Below are 15,977 nucleotides of genomic sequence, written 5' to 3'. Positions count from 1 at the left end.
CCGCCGCCACGCAGGCGCGCACGCCCGCGATCCGCGGGGCGGCCGGTGAGGCCGGGCTTTTACGAGCCAGGACCGGCTGGCGGCCCCGGATGGGCTGGGACGCGCCCGTGAACCGGGTGCTGTACGCCGCGCGGGCGCGGCTGGCGACCGAGAACACCCCCCAAGCTTGAGCGCGGGTTCCCCTCGCCACGCCTGCGGGGAGAGGCCCGAACGGACCGGGGCGTCCGTGCGGGAAGCGGAGGTGAAGCCGCAGCGGCGGTGAGGGGGCGGCTCCGGAAGAGACTCCTCCGTTCGTGCCCCCCTCACCTTCGGCTGCCGCCTCGCTCCGGCGACGACAAGGTCGCCGGAGCGCTCTCCCCGCAAGCGGGGCGAGGGGATCACCCGGCTTTAACGATGCAGCCGAATCAAGAGCGGCAGAGCGCTGTGTGAATCCGGTAGCCCCTCTCCGGAGGAGGGCGTTTCGCGGCAAGTTCACAGCTCAACCTGGGCCGCCTCCGGATCCATCCAGTGCCAGCCCTCCCCCATCTGGTGGCGGAACCACGTGAACTGGCGCTTGGCGTAGGCGCGCGTATCCGCCTGCCCCCGAAGAATCGCGTCTTCGAGGCTCACCGCCCCGTCGAGATGGGCGATCAGGCCCGGCACCCCGTGGGCGCGCATCACCGGCAGCATCGGGTCGAGACTCCGCGACCGCAAGCGGGCAACCTCATCCAGCGCGCCCTCCGCGATCATGGTCCGGAACCGGACATCGATCCGGGCGCGCAGCACCGCGCGATCGGGCGCCAGGAAGATCTTTTCGAGGTTCCATCCGGCCAGCGGGCCGGGAACGGGATCGCCGTAGAAGCTCGCGATCGGACGTCCGGTGGCGAAAAAGATTTCCAGGGCGCGCATCACGCGCATCCGGTCGCTCGGGCGCAGGCGTGCCGCCCCCTCGGGATCGTGCCGGGCGAGGTCGGTGTGCAGCGCCTCGGTCGGGCGCCCCTCCGCCGCGCCCCGCACCTGGGCGCGCACCGCCTCGGGCACGGGCGGCAGCTCCGAAAACCCCTGCTCCAGCGCCCGGAAATACAGGCCCGTTCCGCCCACGAAGACCGGCAACCGTCCGTCCAGGGTCAGGAGCAGCGCCGTCGCATCCCGGGAGAAATGCCCCACGGAATAATTCACGGCGCCGTCGACATGGCCATAGAGCCGGTGGGGCACCCGCGCTTCCTCGTCGGGATCGGGCCGGGCGGTCAGACGCCGAAGGTCGGCGTAGACCTGCATGGAATCGGTGTTGATCACCACGCCGTCGTGACGCTGCGCCAGCCGGGCGGCGAGCGCCGACTTGCCCGAGGCGGTGGGCCCTGCGATGAGGATCGCCGCCGGGCGCCCCCCGGCCTCTCGGTCTGGCAAGGCGAACCTCCACGATGCTGGTCGCGGTCCTGATAGCAAACCCGGATCGGCCGTCCATCACCGACGCGGTGCTGGCCGAGACACGCGCGGTGCTGCGGACGGAGCACCAGCCCCGAATCCTGCACGGTGAGGTGGCGGCCGAGTTGCTGGTGCCCGGCGAGCCCGCGGCTGCAGCGGCCCTGACCGACGCACTGCGGACGGCGCTGGCCGGGGAGCCGATCGACCTTGCGGTGCTGCCGGCCGATGCGCATCGGCGCAAGCGCCTGTTTCTGGCCGACATGGATTCCACCATGATCGAACAGGAATGCATCGACGAACTCGCCGGGACCCTCGGCCTCAAGGACCACGTGGCGGCGATCACCGAGCGGGCGATGCGGGGCGAGATCGCCTTCGAGCCCGCGCTCCGGGAGCGCGTCGCGCTCCTGAAGGACATTCCGGTCGATGCGGTCGACGGGCTGATCGCCGAGCAATTGAGCCTCACGCCGGGCGGTCCCACGCTGGTGCGGACCCTGCGGGCACACGGCGCCCGGACCTGTCTCGTCTCCGGCGGCTTCACCCTGTTCACCGGCCCGATCGCCGCGATGATCGGCTTCCACGAGCATCGATCCAACGTGCTGGGTGTGGCGGACGGCCGCCTGACCGGCACGGTCGAGGATCCGATCGTCGGCAAGGCGGAGAAGCGTGCGACGTTGATCGAACTGCGCGGCGTGCTCGGCCTCGACGCCGCCGACACGCTCGCGGTCGGTGACGGCGCCAACGACCTCGATATGCTGGCCGAGGCCGGCCTCGGCGTGGCGTTCCGGGCCAAGCCCGCGGTGGCCGCGGCGGCACAGGTCCGCGTCGAGCACGGCGACCTCACCGCGCTCCTCTACCTGCAGGGCTACGCGGCTGCGGAGTTCGTGGGGTGAGCGCTCAGGGGATGGTCCGGGTCAGGGCGACCACGGCACCCAGCACGGCCAGCGTCTGAAAGCCGATCGCGCCGACGAGCCAGCGCACCGTCTCGACCTTTGCGGCGGCGATCGCACCCTTCACGGCTTCGATCTCGACCTTTGTTTCCAGGCGCAGACCACCGATGTCCGCCTGTGTCGTGAGACGCAACGCTTCGATATCCGACCGGGTCTGAATCTTCAGGGCCTCGATATCGCTTCGAACGATTTGAATCTCGGCTTGCACATCCCGGATATTGGTTTGCAGGTCACGGATGTCGGCTTTCGCAGCGATGTTCCCATCGAAGACGTCTACGAGTGCGTCGGCCAAGCCCTCCGCCTGTTCGGGCGCCAGCTTTGCCTTATCGCGCAACGCCCGGGCAAACTTCAGGGTATCGAAGGCGACAGCTGTCATAGGTCCAGGACTGTCCGAGCCGCACCGACTCGCCGGATCAGTGTGCCGCCCCGCAGCGCCGCGTCAATGCGGCGTCCCGCATGCAAAAGGCCGCCGCTTCTCACGTAGCGACGGCCCCTGATCCTGCGTGAGAGCCCGCTCAGTCCAGCCCGACCGCCACGAAGCGCACGTCGCCCGTCGCGCTCGCCACCAGCAGCAGCACCGACTTGCGCCCATCCTTCTTCAGGGCATCGATCCGCTTGGTCACGTCAGCCGGCGTGTTCACCGCCTCCTGGCCGACCTCGACGATCACCTCGCCCGGCTGGATCCGCTTGTCGGCCGCCGTCGAGTTCGGATCGACGCGGGTGACGACCACGCCCTTCACCGTGTCCTTGATGGAGTACTTCTTGCGCAGATCGTCGGTCATGCCGGACAGGTTGAGGCCCAGCGCCTGACGCGTGGCGCTCTCCGGCTCGGGCTGGCGCAGGTTGGCGGGCTGCGGCTTGTCGCTGTCCTCCAGGCGGCCGAGGGTGACGGGCTTGGTCACCTCCTCGCCCTTGCGCATGACGATCACATCGACCTTCTGCCCCACCGGGGTGGAGGCCACGATCCGCGGCAGGTCGCCGGAGGCCTTCACGGGCGTGCCGTTGAACTTGAGGATCACGTCGCCGACCTCGATCCCGGCGGTCTTGGCCGGGCCCTTTTCGTCGACGCCGGCGACAAGAGCGCCCCGCGGCCCACCCTTGAGGTTCAACGCCTCGGCGGTGGCATCGTCGACGTTCTGGATCCGCACCCCGAGCCAGCCGCGGCGAACCTCGCCGAACTCGCGGAGCTGGTCGATCACCGGCTTGGCCGTGTCCGAGGGGACGGCGAAGCCGATGCCGACCGAGCCTCCGGTGGGCGACAGGATCGCCGTGTTGATGCCGATCACCTCGCCGTCCATGTTGAACAGCGGACCGCCGGAATTGCCCTTGTTGATGGCCGCGTCGGTCTGGATGTAGTTGTCATACGGACCGGACTCGATGTTCCGGCCCCGGGCCGAGACGATGCCGGCCGAGACCGAGCCGCCCAGCCCGAACGGGTTGCCGATGGCGATCACCCAGTCGCCCGGCCGCATCTTGTCGGAATCACCGAACGGCACCGCTTTCAGCGGCCGATCGGCTGTGGGCTTCACGCGCAGCACCGCGAGATCGATCTTCGAATCCTTGCCGACGATCTCGGCTTTCAGCTTGGTGCCGTCGTGCAGGATCACCTGGATGTCGTTGGCATCGCCGATGACGTGGTTGTTGGTCACCACGAGCCCGGAGGCGTCGATGATGAAGCCGGAACCCAGCGAGTTCGACTTGCGCTGCGTCCGCGGCGTGTCGTTGTCGCCGCCACCTCCCCCGCCTCCCCGACCGCCGCGGCGATTGAAGAATTCCTCGAACAGATCCTCGAACGGCGTACCCGGAGGCACCTGAGGTCCGGCGCGGCTGCCGCCGCGTGCCTCGACCGTCGTGGAGGCGGAGATATTCACCACCGCATCGGTCACTTGGTCGGCGAGGTCGGCGAGCGACGCCGGACCCTTGGCGAAAGCCGGGATCGGCAGGGCCGCCGTCACCGCGGCGGCGCCCACGAGGACGGCCGCCACAAGGCTGCGGGCGCGGGAGCGGGCCAGGATACGGGGCTGCGCCTCAGCGCGGCCGAAGGGCGCCACGGGGGCGCGCACGGCGGGGTGCATGATCGACCTCTTCAAGACCGCGTTTCCGGCTCCGCGGATCCCTCACCGGAGATCAGGGTCCGCGTGTTGTCGCACTCAGTAGTCCCGGGGGGCCGGGACGCCGACACGCTCAGCGTGCGGCGCCCGCGGTGGACCCGGTGGTCGCGTTCGGATCTGCAGGGCGCGGGGGACGCGTTGCCGCGGCGCGGCCCTGTGGATCGCTGAAGTAGCGGAAGAAGTCCGTATTCGGGCTGATCACGAGGCGCGTGTCCGATCCCTTCAGCCCAACCTCGTAGGCCTGCATCGAGCGGTAGAAGCTGAAGAAGTCCGGGTCCTTGCCGAACGCCTCGGCGAGGATCCGGTTCTTGTCTGCGTCACCCTGACCGCGCAGCTGCTCGGATTTCTGGGTCGCCTCAGCCAAAATCACCGTGACCTCGCGATCGGCCTTTGCACGGATCGTGGCGGCGATCTGATCGCCATTCGCCCGGATGTCGGCGGCCTCGCGCTCGCGCTCGGTCTTCATCCGCTTGTAGACAGCGGCCGAGTTCTGCGCCGGCAGATCGACGCGGGTCATGCGCAGATCGACGATCTCGATGCCGAGCGCCTTGGCCTGCCGGTTCACGTCCTCCTGGATCTGGTGCATCAGCTGGCCGCGATCGGTCTTCACGATGGCGTCGCGGGTCGAGCGGGCCAGCACGTTGCGCAGACCGGAATTGGTGAAGCTCGCGAGCCGCTGGTTGGCCAGCCCGATATTGCCCACCGCCTGATAGAAGCGCAGCGGATCGAGAATCCGGTAGCGGGCGAAGGCGTCCACCTCCAGGTTCTGACGGTCCGCGGTGAGCACCGTCTGAACCGGTAGATCGAGGTCGAGCACGCGCTTGTCGAAGATCACGACGTTCTCGACGAACGGGACCTTGAAGTAGAGCCCGGGCTTCTCTTCGCCGGTGGCGTTGAGGACGGCGCGGACCCGGCCGAATTGCAGGACCAGCGCCTGCTGCATCTGGCCGACGGTGAAGATCGAGGCGTAGAGCCCGATCGCGACGATTGCGGCGACCGCGATCAGGCCGGTGCGAAGAGCCTGCTTCATCGGGCGGCTCCCGTCTGGGTCTGGGTCTGGGCCCGGGCGCCGAACTCCGAGAGCGGCAGCACCGGCAGCACGCCGGCCGCCGTCGCGGCGCCGGGCTGTGTCCCGTTCTGGTCGATGATCACCTTGTTCACGGAGCCCAGAACCTTCTCCATCGTCTCCAGGAAGATCCGCTCGCGGCTGATCGCCGGGGCAGCCTTGTAGGAGGCGTAGACCTCGCTGAAGCGCGCCGCCTGGCCGGTGGCATCGGCGGTCGCCTTGGTCCGGTAGGCCTCGGCCTGCTGGAAGATCTGGGACGCCTTACCGCGGGCCTGAGGGACCTCGCGGCTGGCGTAGGTCTTGGCCTCGTTCTGCGCCGTATCGGCATCCTGCTGGGCGGCGTTCACGTCGATGAAGGCCGGGCGCACCTCGGGCGGCGGGTTCACCGAGACAAGCTGCACCACCTCGATGCGCACGCCGGCGCCGTACTCGTCCAGCGCCTTTTGGACCATCTCCTTGACCTCCTGGGCGATGCTCGACTGCTCGTTGGTCAGGATCGCCTGAATGTTGCGGCGGCCGATCACCTCGCGCATCGCGCTCTCGGAGATCGCCTTGATGGTGCCCTCGGGGTTCTGGAGGTTGAACACGAAATCGGAGGCCTTCAGCGGGTTGATCCGCCACTGCACCTCGAAGTCGAGATCGACGATGTTCTCGTCGCCGGTGAGGATCAGGCTCTCGTCCGGCACGTCGCGGTTGCGGCCCTGGCCGCCGGGACCGGCGCGGAAGCCGATCTGGATCGAATTCTGCGATCCGACGTCAGGCTTGACCACGCCGCCGATCGGATAAGGGAAGTTGTAGCGCAGGCCCTCGCCCTTGGTGCCGACGTAGCGGCCGAAGATCGTCTCGATGCCGACCTGACGCGGGTAGACGGTGTAGAAGCCGGTGGCGAGCCAGACCGCGACGGCGAGCGCCGCGATCACCGCCGCGCTACGACCGCCACCGAGGCCGGTCGAGCCGCCGCCGCCATAGCCGCTGGAGCCGCCACCGCCCGGGATCAGGCCGCGCAGCCGGTCCTGCCCGCGCCGAAGCAGGTCCTCGAGGTTCGGCGGGGTCTTACCGCCGTTGCCCCACGGACCTCCACCGCCGTTGCCGCCGTTCCCGCCGGGCCGGCCCCAGGGGCCTCCGCCGCCGCTCTGATTGCTCCAAGGCATCCTAGCCGTCGTCTCCCGCCTGTCCGCGCCCGACCTTCATGCCGGCCGGCGCCCCTTGCCTGAACGGCCACGCTCGCCCGCCTAGTCCCGCCGATCCGGGTCGATAGCCGGGCGACCTGGGCCTGTCGGAGGCCTAAGAGCCTGCACGCACGCATCTTCCTGTAAGATACGCAAGCCCGACGTGAGCACGCGCACCAGACAGGCACCTGCGGGCGCACGCCCCGTGCTGTCAAGGCTGGCAGGTGGGCATCCCGGTCCCCAAAGGCAAATGCGGCCGCGCGCCTCAGCGCACACGTTCCCAATCTACGAACGCGAACGCGTGCTCGTCGCGGGGGCCGGCGGGGTGCGCCTCGCGCAACGTCTCGCGGAACCAAGCTCGGTCGAAGGCCGGGAATCGCACGTCGCCTTCGGGCTCGGCCGCAACCTCGGTCAGATGAAGGCGATCGGCCTGCGGCAGTGCCAGGGCGTAGATCTCTGCGCCGCCGACCACCATCAGCTCAGAGCCGGACGCGGCCGCCAGTGCGGCTTCCCAGTCGTGAACGACCTCGACGCCCTCGGCCCGGAAAGCGCGGTCGCGGGTCAGGACGAGCGTGCGGCGGCCCGGCAGCGGTCGGCCGATCGAGGCCCAGGTCCGGCGGCCCATCAGCATCGGCTTGCCCATGGTGAGCGCCTTGAACCGCTTCAGGTCGCTGGACAGGTGCCAGGCGAGGCCGTTGTCGCGGCCGATCACGCCATTGCGGGCGACGGCCGCGACCAGGGAGACGATCGGTCTCATACCGCCACCGGCGCCGCGATGGCCGGATGCGGGTCGTAATTCTCGATGGCGATATCCTCGTACCGGAAGGCGAAGAGGTCCCGCACCGCCGGGTTCAGCCGCAGCTGCGGCAGCGGACGCAGCTCCCGGGCCAGCAGGGCCCGGGTCTGCTCCAAGTGGTTCCGGTAGAGATGCGCATCGCCGAAGGTATGGATGAAGTCGCCGACCCCGAGGCCCGTCACCTGCGCGATCATATGGGTTAGGAGCGCGTAGCTCGCGATATTGAACGGCACACCCAGGAAGGCGTCGGCCGAGCGCTGGTAGAGCTGGCAGGAGAGCCGCCCCTCGCTTACGTAAAACTGGAACAGGCAGTGGCAGGGGGCGAGCGCCATCCTGTCGAGATCGGCGGGGTTCCAGGCCGAGACGATCAGGCGGCGCGAATCCGGGTTGCGCCGGATCTCGTCCAGCACCCAGGCGATCTGATCGACCGTGCCGCCATCGGGCTTCTGCCAGGAGCGCCACTGTTTGCCGTAGACCGGGCCGAGGTCACCGTGCGCGTCGGCCCACTCGTCCCAGATCGTCACGCCGTTCGCCCGGAGCGCGGCCACATTGGTGTCGCCGGCCAGGAACCAGAGCAGCTCGTGAATGATCGAGCGCAGGTGCAGGCGCTTCGTGGTGACCAGGGGAAATCCGGCCGACAGGTCGAAGCGCATCTGGTGGCCGAACACCGAGAGGGTGCCGGTGCCGGTGCGATCCTCCTTGGGGGCGCCCGCGTCGAGGATGCGCCGGAGCAGGTCGTGATAAGCGTCCATCCGCCATTCCTGCGCGCGACCGGGCCGCCGGGCAAGCGCGCCGGCAGCATCTATGCACCGCCGTCGCGCATCAGGGTGATCAGCTCGGCCAGAGCAGATAGGTCACGAGCGCGAGGTTCGACCAGCCGTGCAGGGCGATGCCAGGCCAGAGCCGGCCGGTCCGCCAGCGGAGCCAGCCGAGGGCCAGGGCCAGCGGCAGCAGCGAGACCGGCCGGGCGAGCCCCCAGGACGAGACATGGGCGGCCGCGAAGATCAGAGCGGTGACCAGGATCGCCCCCACGGGCCCGACGGCGGCCTGGGCGCGGGCGAAGGCCTCGCCGCGCAGCAGCAGCTCCTCGGCCACGGGGGCCAGGATCGTGAGATAGGCGAGCCACGCCGCCACTGCGGCCTGGCTCATGAAGGGCGACAGCCGCACGTGCTGGCCGAAGCTCGCGCCGAACAGCTCAGCCGTACCGGTCACCCACACGATGTGCAGCACCGGCCAGGCCAACAGGATCCCCAGAAGGAGGACGGGTCGCATCCCGTTCGGGCGCTCGCGGTCGAGGGCAAGGCGGCGGCGCCACCCGGCCCGGTCCCGTAACCACGCCCCGCCGATGACCAGGAGGGCGAGGAAAACCTGCCGCAGGGCGTCGACCGCGAAGGCCCGGTGGGCGAGTTCCACCGCGCCGAGGAACGGGCGCCGCTCCGGCGGCAGGAACGGGTCGATCCCGCTCCACAGATCGAACCCGACGCGTACGGCGGCGAGCGACAGCACGCTCGCTGCGCCGAGATAGAGGATCACCAGGCCGATCAGGGCACCGAGGCGCCAAGTCGCGGACCAGATCCGGTCGAGACGGCCTCGCTGATCCGGCATGGGGGCGCCCGACTGCGCACTTCCGGCAACAGCCTCGCCCGGAGGCGCGATAAGAGGCGGTGGCGCGACACGATCGGGCTTCAAAACCGGACCGATCCCCTCTATATCTCGGGAGCCGGTCGCGAGGCCGGCTATGGCGATAAACGTTCTTCGCAATAAACCTATCGGACCCGGGGGCGGTACCCGGCGCCTCCACCGGAACCCAGGACATGCTGCCGCAAGGCGCGTTGTCAGAAGCCTGGGCTCCGGCGGGGGCGACTTAGGATCGACGAGGGCGTAAAGGTTGGACTTTCGCTCGGCATGGTTCCGCCGTTATCGGGCCGTTGCAAGAGTTGCCAACGACAACTTTGCTCCGGTGGCGGTGGCCGCGTAAGCGGCCCCCAATACCGACTTGAAGACCTAGCGGGTAGCACCGCATAGGCGGGGTTCGGAGGCACCCGGCACCAGAAGCTTCCACTCCAAGTCCTCGGTCCGGCCATCCGCGGCGGGGCGCCGGGCAGACCGGGCGAGAGCGCAACCGCTGATGGCAGACGACCTGATCCGCTACGATCTCTTGGTACAGGACGCCCTGCGTGGCGTCGTGCGCAAGGTGCTGACCGACGCGGCCCGCGAGGGGCTGATGGGCGAGCACCATTTCTACGTCTCGTTCCGGACGGAGGCGCCCGGCGTGCGGATGTCGCAGGCCCTGCGCGAGAAGTACCCGCAGGACATGACGATCGTCCTGCAGCATCAGTTCTGGGACCTCAACGTCACCGAGCACGCCTTCGAGGTCGGCCTGTCCTTCTCGGGCGTTCCGGAGCGGTTGCTGGTGCCGTTCGACGCGCTGTCAGGCTTCTTCGACCCCTCCGTGCAGTTCGGGCTGAAGTTCGATCTGAGCGAGGCCGGCGAGGCGCCCGAGGAGGCGAACGCCACCCCGGCCAAGGCCGGCCCGCGCGGGGCTGGTTCCGAGCCCGGCGAGGTTCGCCCCAAGGGTGCGGGGCTCGCTACGATCGGCGCAGCTGCGCCGAAGGGTCTGCCGGCTCCCGCGGCGGCGAGCGACAAGGGCTCGCCCAAGCCGGACGAGAAGGCACCCCGACCCGCCGCCAAGAAGGAGGGCGAGGAAGCCGGCGCCGAGGTCGTGAGCCTAGACGCGTTCCGCAAGAAGAGCTGAACCGGCCGGGCCGAATCACATGTCGGCCCTCGGCCTCGGCGATCTCATCATTGCGTCCCGGCTTTACGATCGCATTACCCGTCAGCTTGAGGCGTGACGGGGCGCTTAGCCCCGCCCCTCGGCCTCCATGCGCAGCCCGTGCTCCGGCCGCAGCGTCACCCGGTGCAGCGGCGTGACCGGCGGGTGATCGGCCGGCAGGTGGAACCGCACGGCCCGCACGATATGCGCCAGCAGGATCACCGCCTCCTGCACCGAAAAACTCTGCCCGATGCAGACCCGTGGCCCCGCCCCGAACGGCAGGTAGGTGAAGCGCGCGATGCTGTCACGGTTCTCGGGAAGGAACCGCTCCGGAACGAAGGCCTCCGGATCGTCCCAGAGCAACTGGTGGCGGTGGAGCACCCAGGGGGCCACCATGACCAGCGAGCCCCGCGGCACCTTGATCCGGCCAAACCGGTCGTCCCGCACCGCCTGTCGGCTAAGGAACGGCACCGGCGGGAACAGCCGCATCGCCTCCTCGATCACCGCCCGCGTGTAGGGTAGCCGCTCCACGGAAAAGTCCCCCGGTCCGGCGGCATCGATTTCGGCTTCGATCCGGGCTTGGGCAGCAGGATCCTGCGACAGGCAATACAGCGTCCAGGTCAGGGAATTGGCGGTGGTCTCGTGACCGGCGGCGATGAAGGTCACGATGTTGGCCTTCACGGCGAGGTCCGAGAGGCCGGTGCCGGTCTCGGGATCCTGCGCGGCGAGCAGCAGCGTCAGCAGATCGCGCGGCGCCTCGTCCTGCGCCATCAGCGCCCTGCGCCTGGCGATCAGCTCATCGACTACCTCGGCGAAGAAGCGACCCGCCGGGCGCGCCCGCAGGCGGCCGATCCGCGGCACGAAATCGGGTACGCCGAACACGTCGAGCGGGTCGATCGGTCCCACCGCCTCTAAAAACCGGGTGATCGCGCGCCCGAGGGCGTCCGGATCGCCCGGCAACCCCTGCGTAAAGATCGTCCGCTCCAGCACGTCCAGCGTGACCCGGGTCATCTCCAGGGCGACGTCGACCTGCTTGCCGGCCCGGCGGGCGAGACGCCGGCCGAGCCGCGCCCCGGCGGCGTTCATGGCGTCGGAAAAGCCCTGGACCGTGCGGGCGTTGAAGATCGGTGCCAGCGTCCGGCGCTGAAGCCGCCACTCGTCGCCCTCGGCACTGAGCAGGCCGTTACCGAGCCCAGGGGCGAGAACCCGGCGCTGGAGGTCGTCCTTGCGGTAATTCTCGGCGTCCTCGATCAGCACGTAGCGAACCAGCGCCGGGTCGCTCACCAGGGTGATCCGGCCCATCGCACCCTCGGCCGCCACCACCGGCAGCTTGAAATGCGCGTCCATCCACGTGGTAATCGGATTCTTCCGCGCCGCCCGCAGGAACGCGAACAGGCCGAGCGGTTCCTTGAGCGGAGGTGGCACGGTAGGGCGGAACCGGGTGGCGGGCTCGGGCAGGTCGATCGTCGCGCTCATCGGCTCCTTCCGGCGGGAACAGAGCCCCGCCCTTGTCGGCGCGCTGCGGAAAACCGGCATCGCGATTCATCGGCGCCTCATTTAAGTAGGCACCGCACTGCACCAGACGTAGAGGCCACGATGTCGCCCACCGAGACCGCCACCCGCACCGAGTCCGATACGTTCGGTCCGATCGAGGTCCCGGCGCATCGCTACTGGGGCGCGCAGACGCAGCGCTCGATCCAGAACTTCAAGATCGGCACCGACCGGATGCCGGCGCCGCTGGTGCACGCCCTCGGGGTGGTGAAGCAGGCCGCCGCCCTGGTGAACAAGGATCTCGGCGCCCTCGACCCGAAGCTGGCCGACGCCATCGCGACCTCGGCCGCCGAGGTCGTGGAGGGCCGCTACGACGACGAGTTCCCCCTGGTCATCTACCAGACCGGCTCGGGCACGCAGTCGAACATGAACGCCAACGAGGTGATCGCGAGCCTCGCCAACGAGCGGCTAGGGGGCCAGCGCGGCGGGAAGTCCCCGGTCCACCCGAACGACCATTGCAACCGCGGCCAATCCTCCAACGACACTTTTCCCACCGCCATGCACATCGCGGTAGCCCGCGAGATCCAGGGGCGGCTGCTGCCGGCGCTCTCCCACCTGCATGGAGCGCTCGACGCCAAGGCCCAGGCCTTCGCGTCGATCGTCAAGATTGGCCGCACGCACCTTCAGGACGCGACGCCGGTCTCGCTGGGCCAGGAATTCTCGGGCTACGCCGCCCAGGTGGCGCTGGGCGGTTCGCGGGTCGCCGCAACGCTGCCGGGGGTGCTGGCGCTCGCCCAGGGCGGCACCGCGGTCGGCACCGGCCTCAACGCCCATCCGGAATTCGCCGAGCGCTTCGCCGCCAAGGCCGCGGAGCTGACTGGATTGCCCTTCACCTCGGCCGACAACAAGTTCGAGGCGCTGGCCACCCATGACGCCCTGGTGTTCACGCAGGGCGCGCTCGCCGCGCTCGCCGCCGGCCTGTTCAAGATCGCCCAGGACATCCGCTTCCTCGGCTCGGGCCCGCGCTCCGGCCTCGGCGAGCTGTCGCTGCCGGAGAACGAGCCCGGTTCGTCGATCATGCCCGGCAAGGTCAACCCGACCCAGTGCGAGGCCTTGACCATGGTCTGCGCCCAGGTGATCGGCAACGGCACCACAGTGAGCTTCGCAGGCTCCCAGGGCAATTTCGAGCTCAACGTGTTCAAGCCGGTGATCGCCAACGCGGTGCTGCAATCGATCCGCCTGCTCGCCGATGCGGCGATCAGCTTCACCGACAATTGCGTCGTGGGCGTCAAGGCCAACGAGGACAAAATCGCCGACCTGATGAGCCGCTCGCTCATGCTGGTGACCGCGCTGGCCCCCTCGATCGGCTACGACAAGGCCGCCGAGATCGCCAAGACCGCGCACAAGAACGGCACCACCCTCAAGCAGGAAGCGCTGCGCCTCGGCTACGTGACGGAGGAAGAGTTCGAGCGCGTGGTCCGGCCGGAGACCATGCTGGCCCCCCGCGTCGACTAAATTTGCGACTTGGCCGGCGCGGATGTCACGCGCCGGTCGGCACTATCGGGAGGCGATCCGTGGCCGAGATCATCAACCTGCGTCAGGTCCGCAAGGCGAAGGCTCGCGCGGCCGACGATGCCAAGGCAGAATCGAACCGGATCGCGTTCGGGCAGCCGAAGAAAGCCAAGACCCTGCAGCAGCGGCGCAAGGCCCTGGAGACCGAGCGCCACGAGGGCCATCGCCTCGAACGGGGCGAGTCCGATCCGGCGGAATGAGGATCCGATCCTATACCCGTGCGGCCGCCTCTGTATGAGCGCGGGCCTTACCAAGCACTCCGTGATGATCGCGGGTCACCGCACCAGCGTGTCGCTGGAGGATCCGTTCTGGGCGGCCTTGCGCGAGGTCGCGGCGGCACGGGGCCAATCGGTCCAGGCGCTGATCGGCGCCATCGATGCCGGGCGCGGCGGCCAGAACCTGTCCTCGGCGATCCGGGTGTTCGTACTGGAGGCCGTGCGCCGACCGCCGATCCGGCAAACGTGAAGCAGCCCCAGGCCAGCCCGAGCTTCCCGCCTGCGGCAAAGTGTGACATCTGCGCGACAGACCAACGTAGGGTGCATCGCTCATGACCACGCGCGAACCGCTGCTCAAACCCGTTCCGATCGCCGACTTGCGGCCGACTCAGATGACGGTCGGCTACCGGGAGGTTGCGGAGAAGCGCCGTCGCTGGCGCAGCTATGACGGCGAGAAGAAACGGGCCTTCCTCGGCGCGCACATGATCCCGACGGTGCTGGGCCCCAAGAAGCGCCATTACGTGGTGGACCATCACCACCTCTCCCGCGCCCTGCAGGAAGAAGAGGTGAAGGAGGTGCTGGTGACGGTGATCGCCGACCTGCACCATCTTGAGAAGGATGCGTTCTGGACGGTGTGCGACCACAAATCCTGGGTCTACACCTACGATGCCGAGGGCGTGCGCCGGGATTTCGAGGATCTCCCGAAGGCGATCGCCGATCTGGCAGACGATCCCTTCCGCAGCCTCGCAGGCGAGTTGCGCCGGGCCGGTGGCTTCGCCAAGGACACGACGCCGTTCAGCGAGTTCCTGTGGGCGGATTTCCTCCGGCGCAACATCAAGGAGAAGCGGGTCGAGAACGATTTCTCCGACGCCCTTGAGAAGGCCATGGCGCTGGCTAAGTCGAAGGGCGCCGGGTACCTCCCGGGCTGGTGCGGCCCCTCGGAAGGCTGATCAGATCCCCCAGTAGGGCGCCACATCGTAGTAGCGGTGGATCTGCTCCACCCAGGCGCCGTCCGCGGCCGGATCGGTGCCCTCGGGGGAGCGAGCCGGGGCAGCACGCAACTGCTCTTCCGTGAGGTCGAGCACGTAGGCGTCCTGCCGGGGCTCGAACTGGAGCACCGACCAGGGCAACGTGTAAAAATCTTCACCAAGCCCCAGGAAGCCGCCGAAGCTCATCACCGCGTAGACGACCCGGCCGGACACCTTGTCGAGCATCAGACGTTCGATCCGGCCGATTCGACTCCCGTCGCGCCGGCGCACATCGGTGCCGATGACCCGGTCGCTGGCGATCAGGCGGCGGGGTTCCCGCGGGGCAGGCTGACCGGTCCCTGGCATGGGCGCCTCCCGATATGTCGCGTGTTTGCCCGAAAAACGCCCCGGGCGTGGGCCACGTTCCAGCACGCACCCGCCGGCACGCACCCGCGCCCGCGCTTCTAGACGGACGACCATCACCGCATGCCGATGCCGCGCCTCGCCTCGTCCTTGGCCCAGAGCCTCGCGCTCGCCGCCCTGCTCCTGCCCGCTGCTGCGCAGGCCCAGGACCGCGGCAGCGTCGCCCCGAAACCCCTGCCGCCCCTGGAGCATCCGGACGCGCCCTCGACGCCCGCCAAGGCGTTGTTCGGGCGCGTGACGAAGGCCACCGCGGGACCGGCCCACATCTATGGATTCTACGCGAAGGGCTGCTTCGCCGGCGGCGAGGCGCTGCCGCTCGACGGACCGAACTGGCAGATCATGCGCCCGTCCCGCAACCGGATGTGGGGCACGCCCAATCTCGTCGATTTCGTCGAGCGTCTGTCGCAGAAGGCCGCCCGGGTCGGCTGGCCTGGGCTGCTCGTCGGCGACATGGCCCAGCCCCGGGGCGGTCCGATGATCACCGGCCACGCCTCGCACCAGATCGGCATCGACGCCGACGTCTGGCTGACGCCCATGCCCGATCACCGCATGAGCCGGGCGGAGCGCGAGGAGACCTCCGCCACCGACATGGTCCGACCCGACCGGCTCGACATCGACCCGCGCGTCTGGACGCCGACGCACCTGCAATTGATCAAGCTCACCGCCGAGCAGCCGGAGGTGGAGCGCATCTTCGTCAACGCGGCGATCAAGAAGGCCCTTTGCCGTGACGCCGCGGGCAGCCGCTGGATGTCCAAGGTGCGCCCGATGTACGGGCACAATTACCACTACCATATCCGGCTCGCCTGCCCTGCCGACCAGGAGGATTGCCAGCCGCAGGGCGCCCCCCCGAGCGGCGACGGCTGCGACGACCTCGGCTACTGGTTCTCGGATGCGGTGTTGCACCCGAAGCCAACGAAGGTGCCGCCGAAGCCCAAGCCCGCCATGACCATGGGGGCGCTCCCGAACGCGTGCCGGGCGGTGCTGAAGGCACCGTGAGGCGATCAGGGGCAGTTCACGAACCGGCGCGATGTGCTAACGCCCC

17 protein-coding genes and 1 other RNA gene are annotated in these 15,977 nt (G+C 69.1%); 8 read left to right on the top strand and 10 right to left on the bottom strand.

Translation table 11 applies throughout. From position 1 onward, the window contains the following. Nucleotides 1–471: 471 nt before the first annotated feature. On the bottom strand, nucleotides 472–1,386 hold the full coding sequence (miaA, locus tag MKK63_RS10390; protein WP_244001325.1) for a tRNA (adenosine(37)-N6)-dimethylallyltransferase MiaA: 915 nt from the start codon (nucleotides 1,384–1,386) through the stop codon (nucleotides 472–474). A 14-nt stretch (nucleotides 1,387–1,400) separates the two neighbouring features. Here miaA and serB point away from each other — a divergent pair, with 14 nt between their 5' ends. Then, a complete protein-coding gene (gene serB, locus MKK63_RS10385) occupies nucleotides 1,401–2,294 on the top strand; it encodes a phosphoserine phosphatase SerB (protein ID WP_244001323.1) in 894 nt (297 codons plus the stop codon). Nucleotides 2,295–2,298: 4 nt separating this feature from the next. Here the strand turns inward: serB and MKK63_RS10380 are convergent, their stop codons facing one another. The 7 genes from MKK63_RS10380 to MKK63_RS10350 form a co-directional block, all read right to left on the bottom strand. Then, nucleotides 2,299–2,727, bottom strand: a complete 429-nt coding sequence (locus MKK63_RS10380) for a CCDC90 family protein (RefSeq protein WP_244001322.1) — start codon at nucleotides 2,725–2,727, stop codon at nucleotides 2,299–2,301. 139 nt (nucleotides 2,728–2,866) lie between these two features. Next, entirely contained in the window at nucleotides 2,867–4,426 is a 1,560-nt protein-coding gene (locus MKK63_RS10375; protein WP_244001319.1) for a DegQ family serine endoprotease, read from the bottom strand. Nucleotides 4,427–4,535: 109 nt separating this feature from the next. Further along, complete coding sequence (hflC, locus tag MKK63_RS10370) at nucleotides 4,536–5,492, bottom strand: protease modulator HflC (RefSeq protein WP_243922011.1); 957 nt, start codon at nucleotides 5,490–5,492, stop codon at nucleotides 4,536–4,538. Beyond that, nucleotides 5,489–6,679 carry an FtsH protease activity modulator HflK gene (hflK, locus tag MKK63_RS10365; RefSeq protein ID WP_244001317.1) on the bottom strand — a complete coding sequence of 397 codons (1,191 nt, stop codon included), beginning with the start codon at nucleotides 6,677–6,679 and terminating at the stop codon, nucleotides 5,489–5,491. The genes hflC and hflK overlap by 4 nt, the downstream gene beginning before the upstream one ends. 283 nt (nucleotides 6,680–6,962) lie before the next feature. Next, complete coding sequence (locus tag MKK63_RS10360; RefSeq protein WP_244001315.1) at nucleotides 6,963–7,454, bottom strand: dihydrofolate reductase; 492 nt, start codon at nucleotides 7,452–7,454, stop codon at nucleotides 6,963–6,965. Further along, complete coding sequence (locus MKK63_RS10355; protein WP_244001313.1) at nucleotides 7,451–8,245, bottom strand: thymidylate synthase; 795 nt, start codon at nucleotides 8,243–8,245, stop codon at nucleotides 7,451–7,453. Before MKK63_RS10355 ends, MKK63_RS10360 begins: the two co-directional genes overlap by 4 nt. A 79-nt stretch (nucleotides 8,246–8,324) precedes the next feature. After that, nucleotides 8,325–9,098: a CPBP family intramembrane glutamic endopeptidase gene (locus MKK63_RS10350; protein ID WP_244001311.1), complete on the bottom strand. Its 774-nt coding sequence runs from the start codon at nucleotides 9,096–9,098 to the stop codon at nucleotides 8,325–8,327. Nucleotides 9,099–9,173: 75 nt separating this feature from the next. Between MKK63_RS10350 and ssrA the strand changes: the two genes are divergently transcribed. Both ssrA and MKK63_RS10340 read left to right on the top strand, forming a co-directional pair. Continuing rightward, nucleotides 9,174–9,556, top strand: a transfer-messenger RNA (tmRNA) gene (ssrA, locus tag MKK63_RS10345). A gap of 65 nt (nucleotides 9,557–9,621) precedes the next feature. Beyond that, on the top strand, nucleotides 9,622–10,248 hold the full coding sequence (locus MKK63_RS10340) for an SspB family protein (RefSeq protein WP_244001309.1): 627 nt from the start codon (nucleotides 9,622–9,624) through the stop codon (nucleotides 10,246–10,248). Between the two features lie 105 nt (nucleotides 10,249–10,353). Here MKK63_RS10340 and MKK63_RS10335 read toward each other — a convergent pair whose 3' ends face one another. Beyond that, a complete protein-coding gene (locus MKK63_RS10335) occupies nucleotides 10,354–11,742 on the bottom strand; it encodes a cytochrome P450 (RefSeq protein WP_244001307.1) in 1,389 nt (462 codons plus the stop codon). 120 nt (nucleotides 11,743–11,862) lie between these two features. On the opposite strand from MKK63_RS10335, the gene fumC reads away from it, so the two are divergent. From fumC to MKK63_RS10315, 4 genes are all read left to right on the top strand, one after another. Beyond that, the gene (fumC, locus tag MKK63_RS10330) at nucleotides 11,863–13,272 is read left to right on the top strand and encodes a class II fumarate hydratase (protein WP_244001305.1); all 1,410 of its coding nucleotides are present in this window, start codon (nucleotides 11,863–11,865) and stop codon (nucleotides 13,270–13,272) included. 59 nt (nucleotides 13,273–13,331) lie between these two features. Further along, nucleotides 13,332–13,529: a DUF4169 family protein gene (locus tag MKK63_RS10325; protein WP_244001303.1), complete on the top strand. Its 198-nt coding sequence runs from the start codon at nucleotides 13,332–13,334 to the stop codon at nucleotides 13,527–13,529. 34 nt (nucleotides 13,530–13,563) lie between these two features. Next, the gene (locus tag MKK63_RS10320) at nucleotides 13,564–13,794 is read left to right on the top strand and encodes a ribbon-helix-helix domain-containing protein (RefSeq protein WP_244001301.1); all 231 of its coding nucleotides are present in this window, start codon (nucleotides 13,564–13,566) and stop codon (nucleotides 13,792–13,794) included. 82 nt (nucleotides 13,795–13,876) lie between these two features. Beyond that, a complete protein-coding gene (locus tag MKK63_RS10315) occupies nucleotides 13,877–14,494 on the top strand; it encodes a ParB-like protein (protein WP_244001299.1) in 618 nt (205 codons plus the stop codon). Here MKK63_RS10315 and MKK63_RS10310 read toward each other — a convergent pair whose 3' ends face one another. Then, nucleotides 14,495–14,878, bottom strand: coding sequence for a PRC-barrel domain-containing protein (locus tag MKK63_RS10310; RefSeq protein WP_244001297.1), 384 nt, complete (start codon nucleotides 14,876–14,878; stop codon nucleotides 14,495–14,497). 120 nt (nucleotides 14,879–14,998) lie between these two features. On the opposite strand from MKK63_RS10310, the gene mepA reads away from it, so the two are divergent. Continuing rightward, nucleotides 14,999–15,931, top strand: a complete 933-nt coding sequence (gene mepA, locus MKK63_RS10305; protein ID WP_244001295.1) for a penicillin-insensitive murein endopeptidase — start codon at nucleotides 14,999–15,001, stop codon at nucleotides 15,929–15,931. Nucleotides 15,932–15,977: the final 46 nt, after the last annotated feature.

It is taken from the genome of Methylobacterium sp. J-088, from assembly GCF_022829295.1.
In the GTDB taxonomy this organism is placed as follows: Bacteria; Pseudomonadota; Alphaproteobacteria; order Rhizobiales; family Beijerinckiaceae; genus Methylobacterium.
This window is presented reverse-complemented; position numbering and strand designations above follow the sequence as displayed.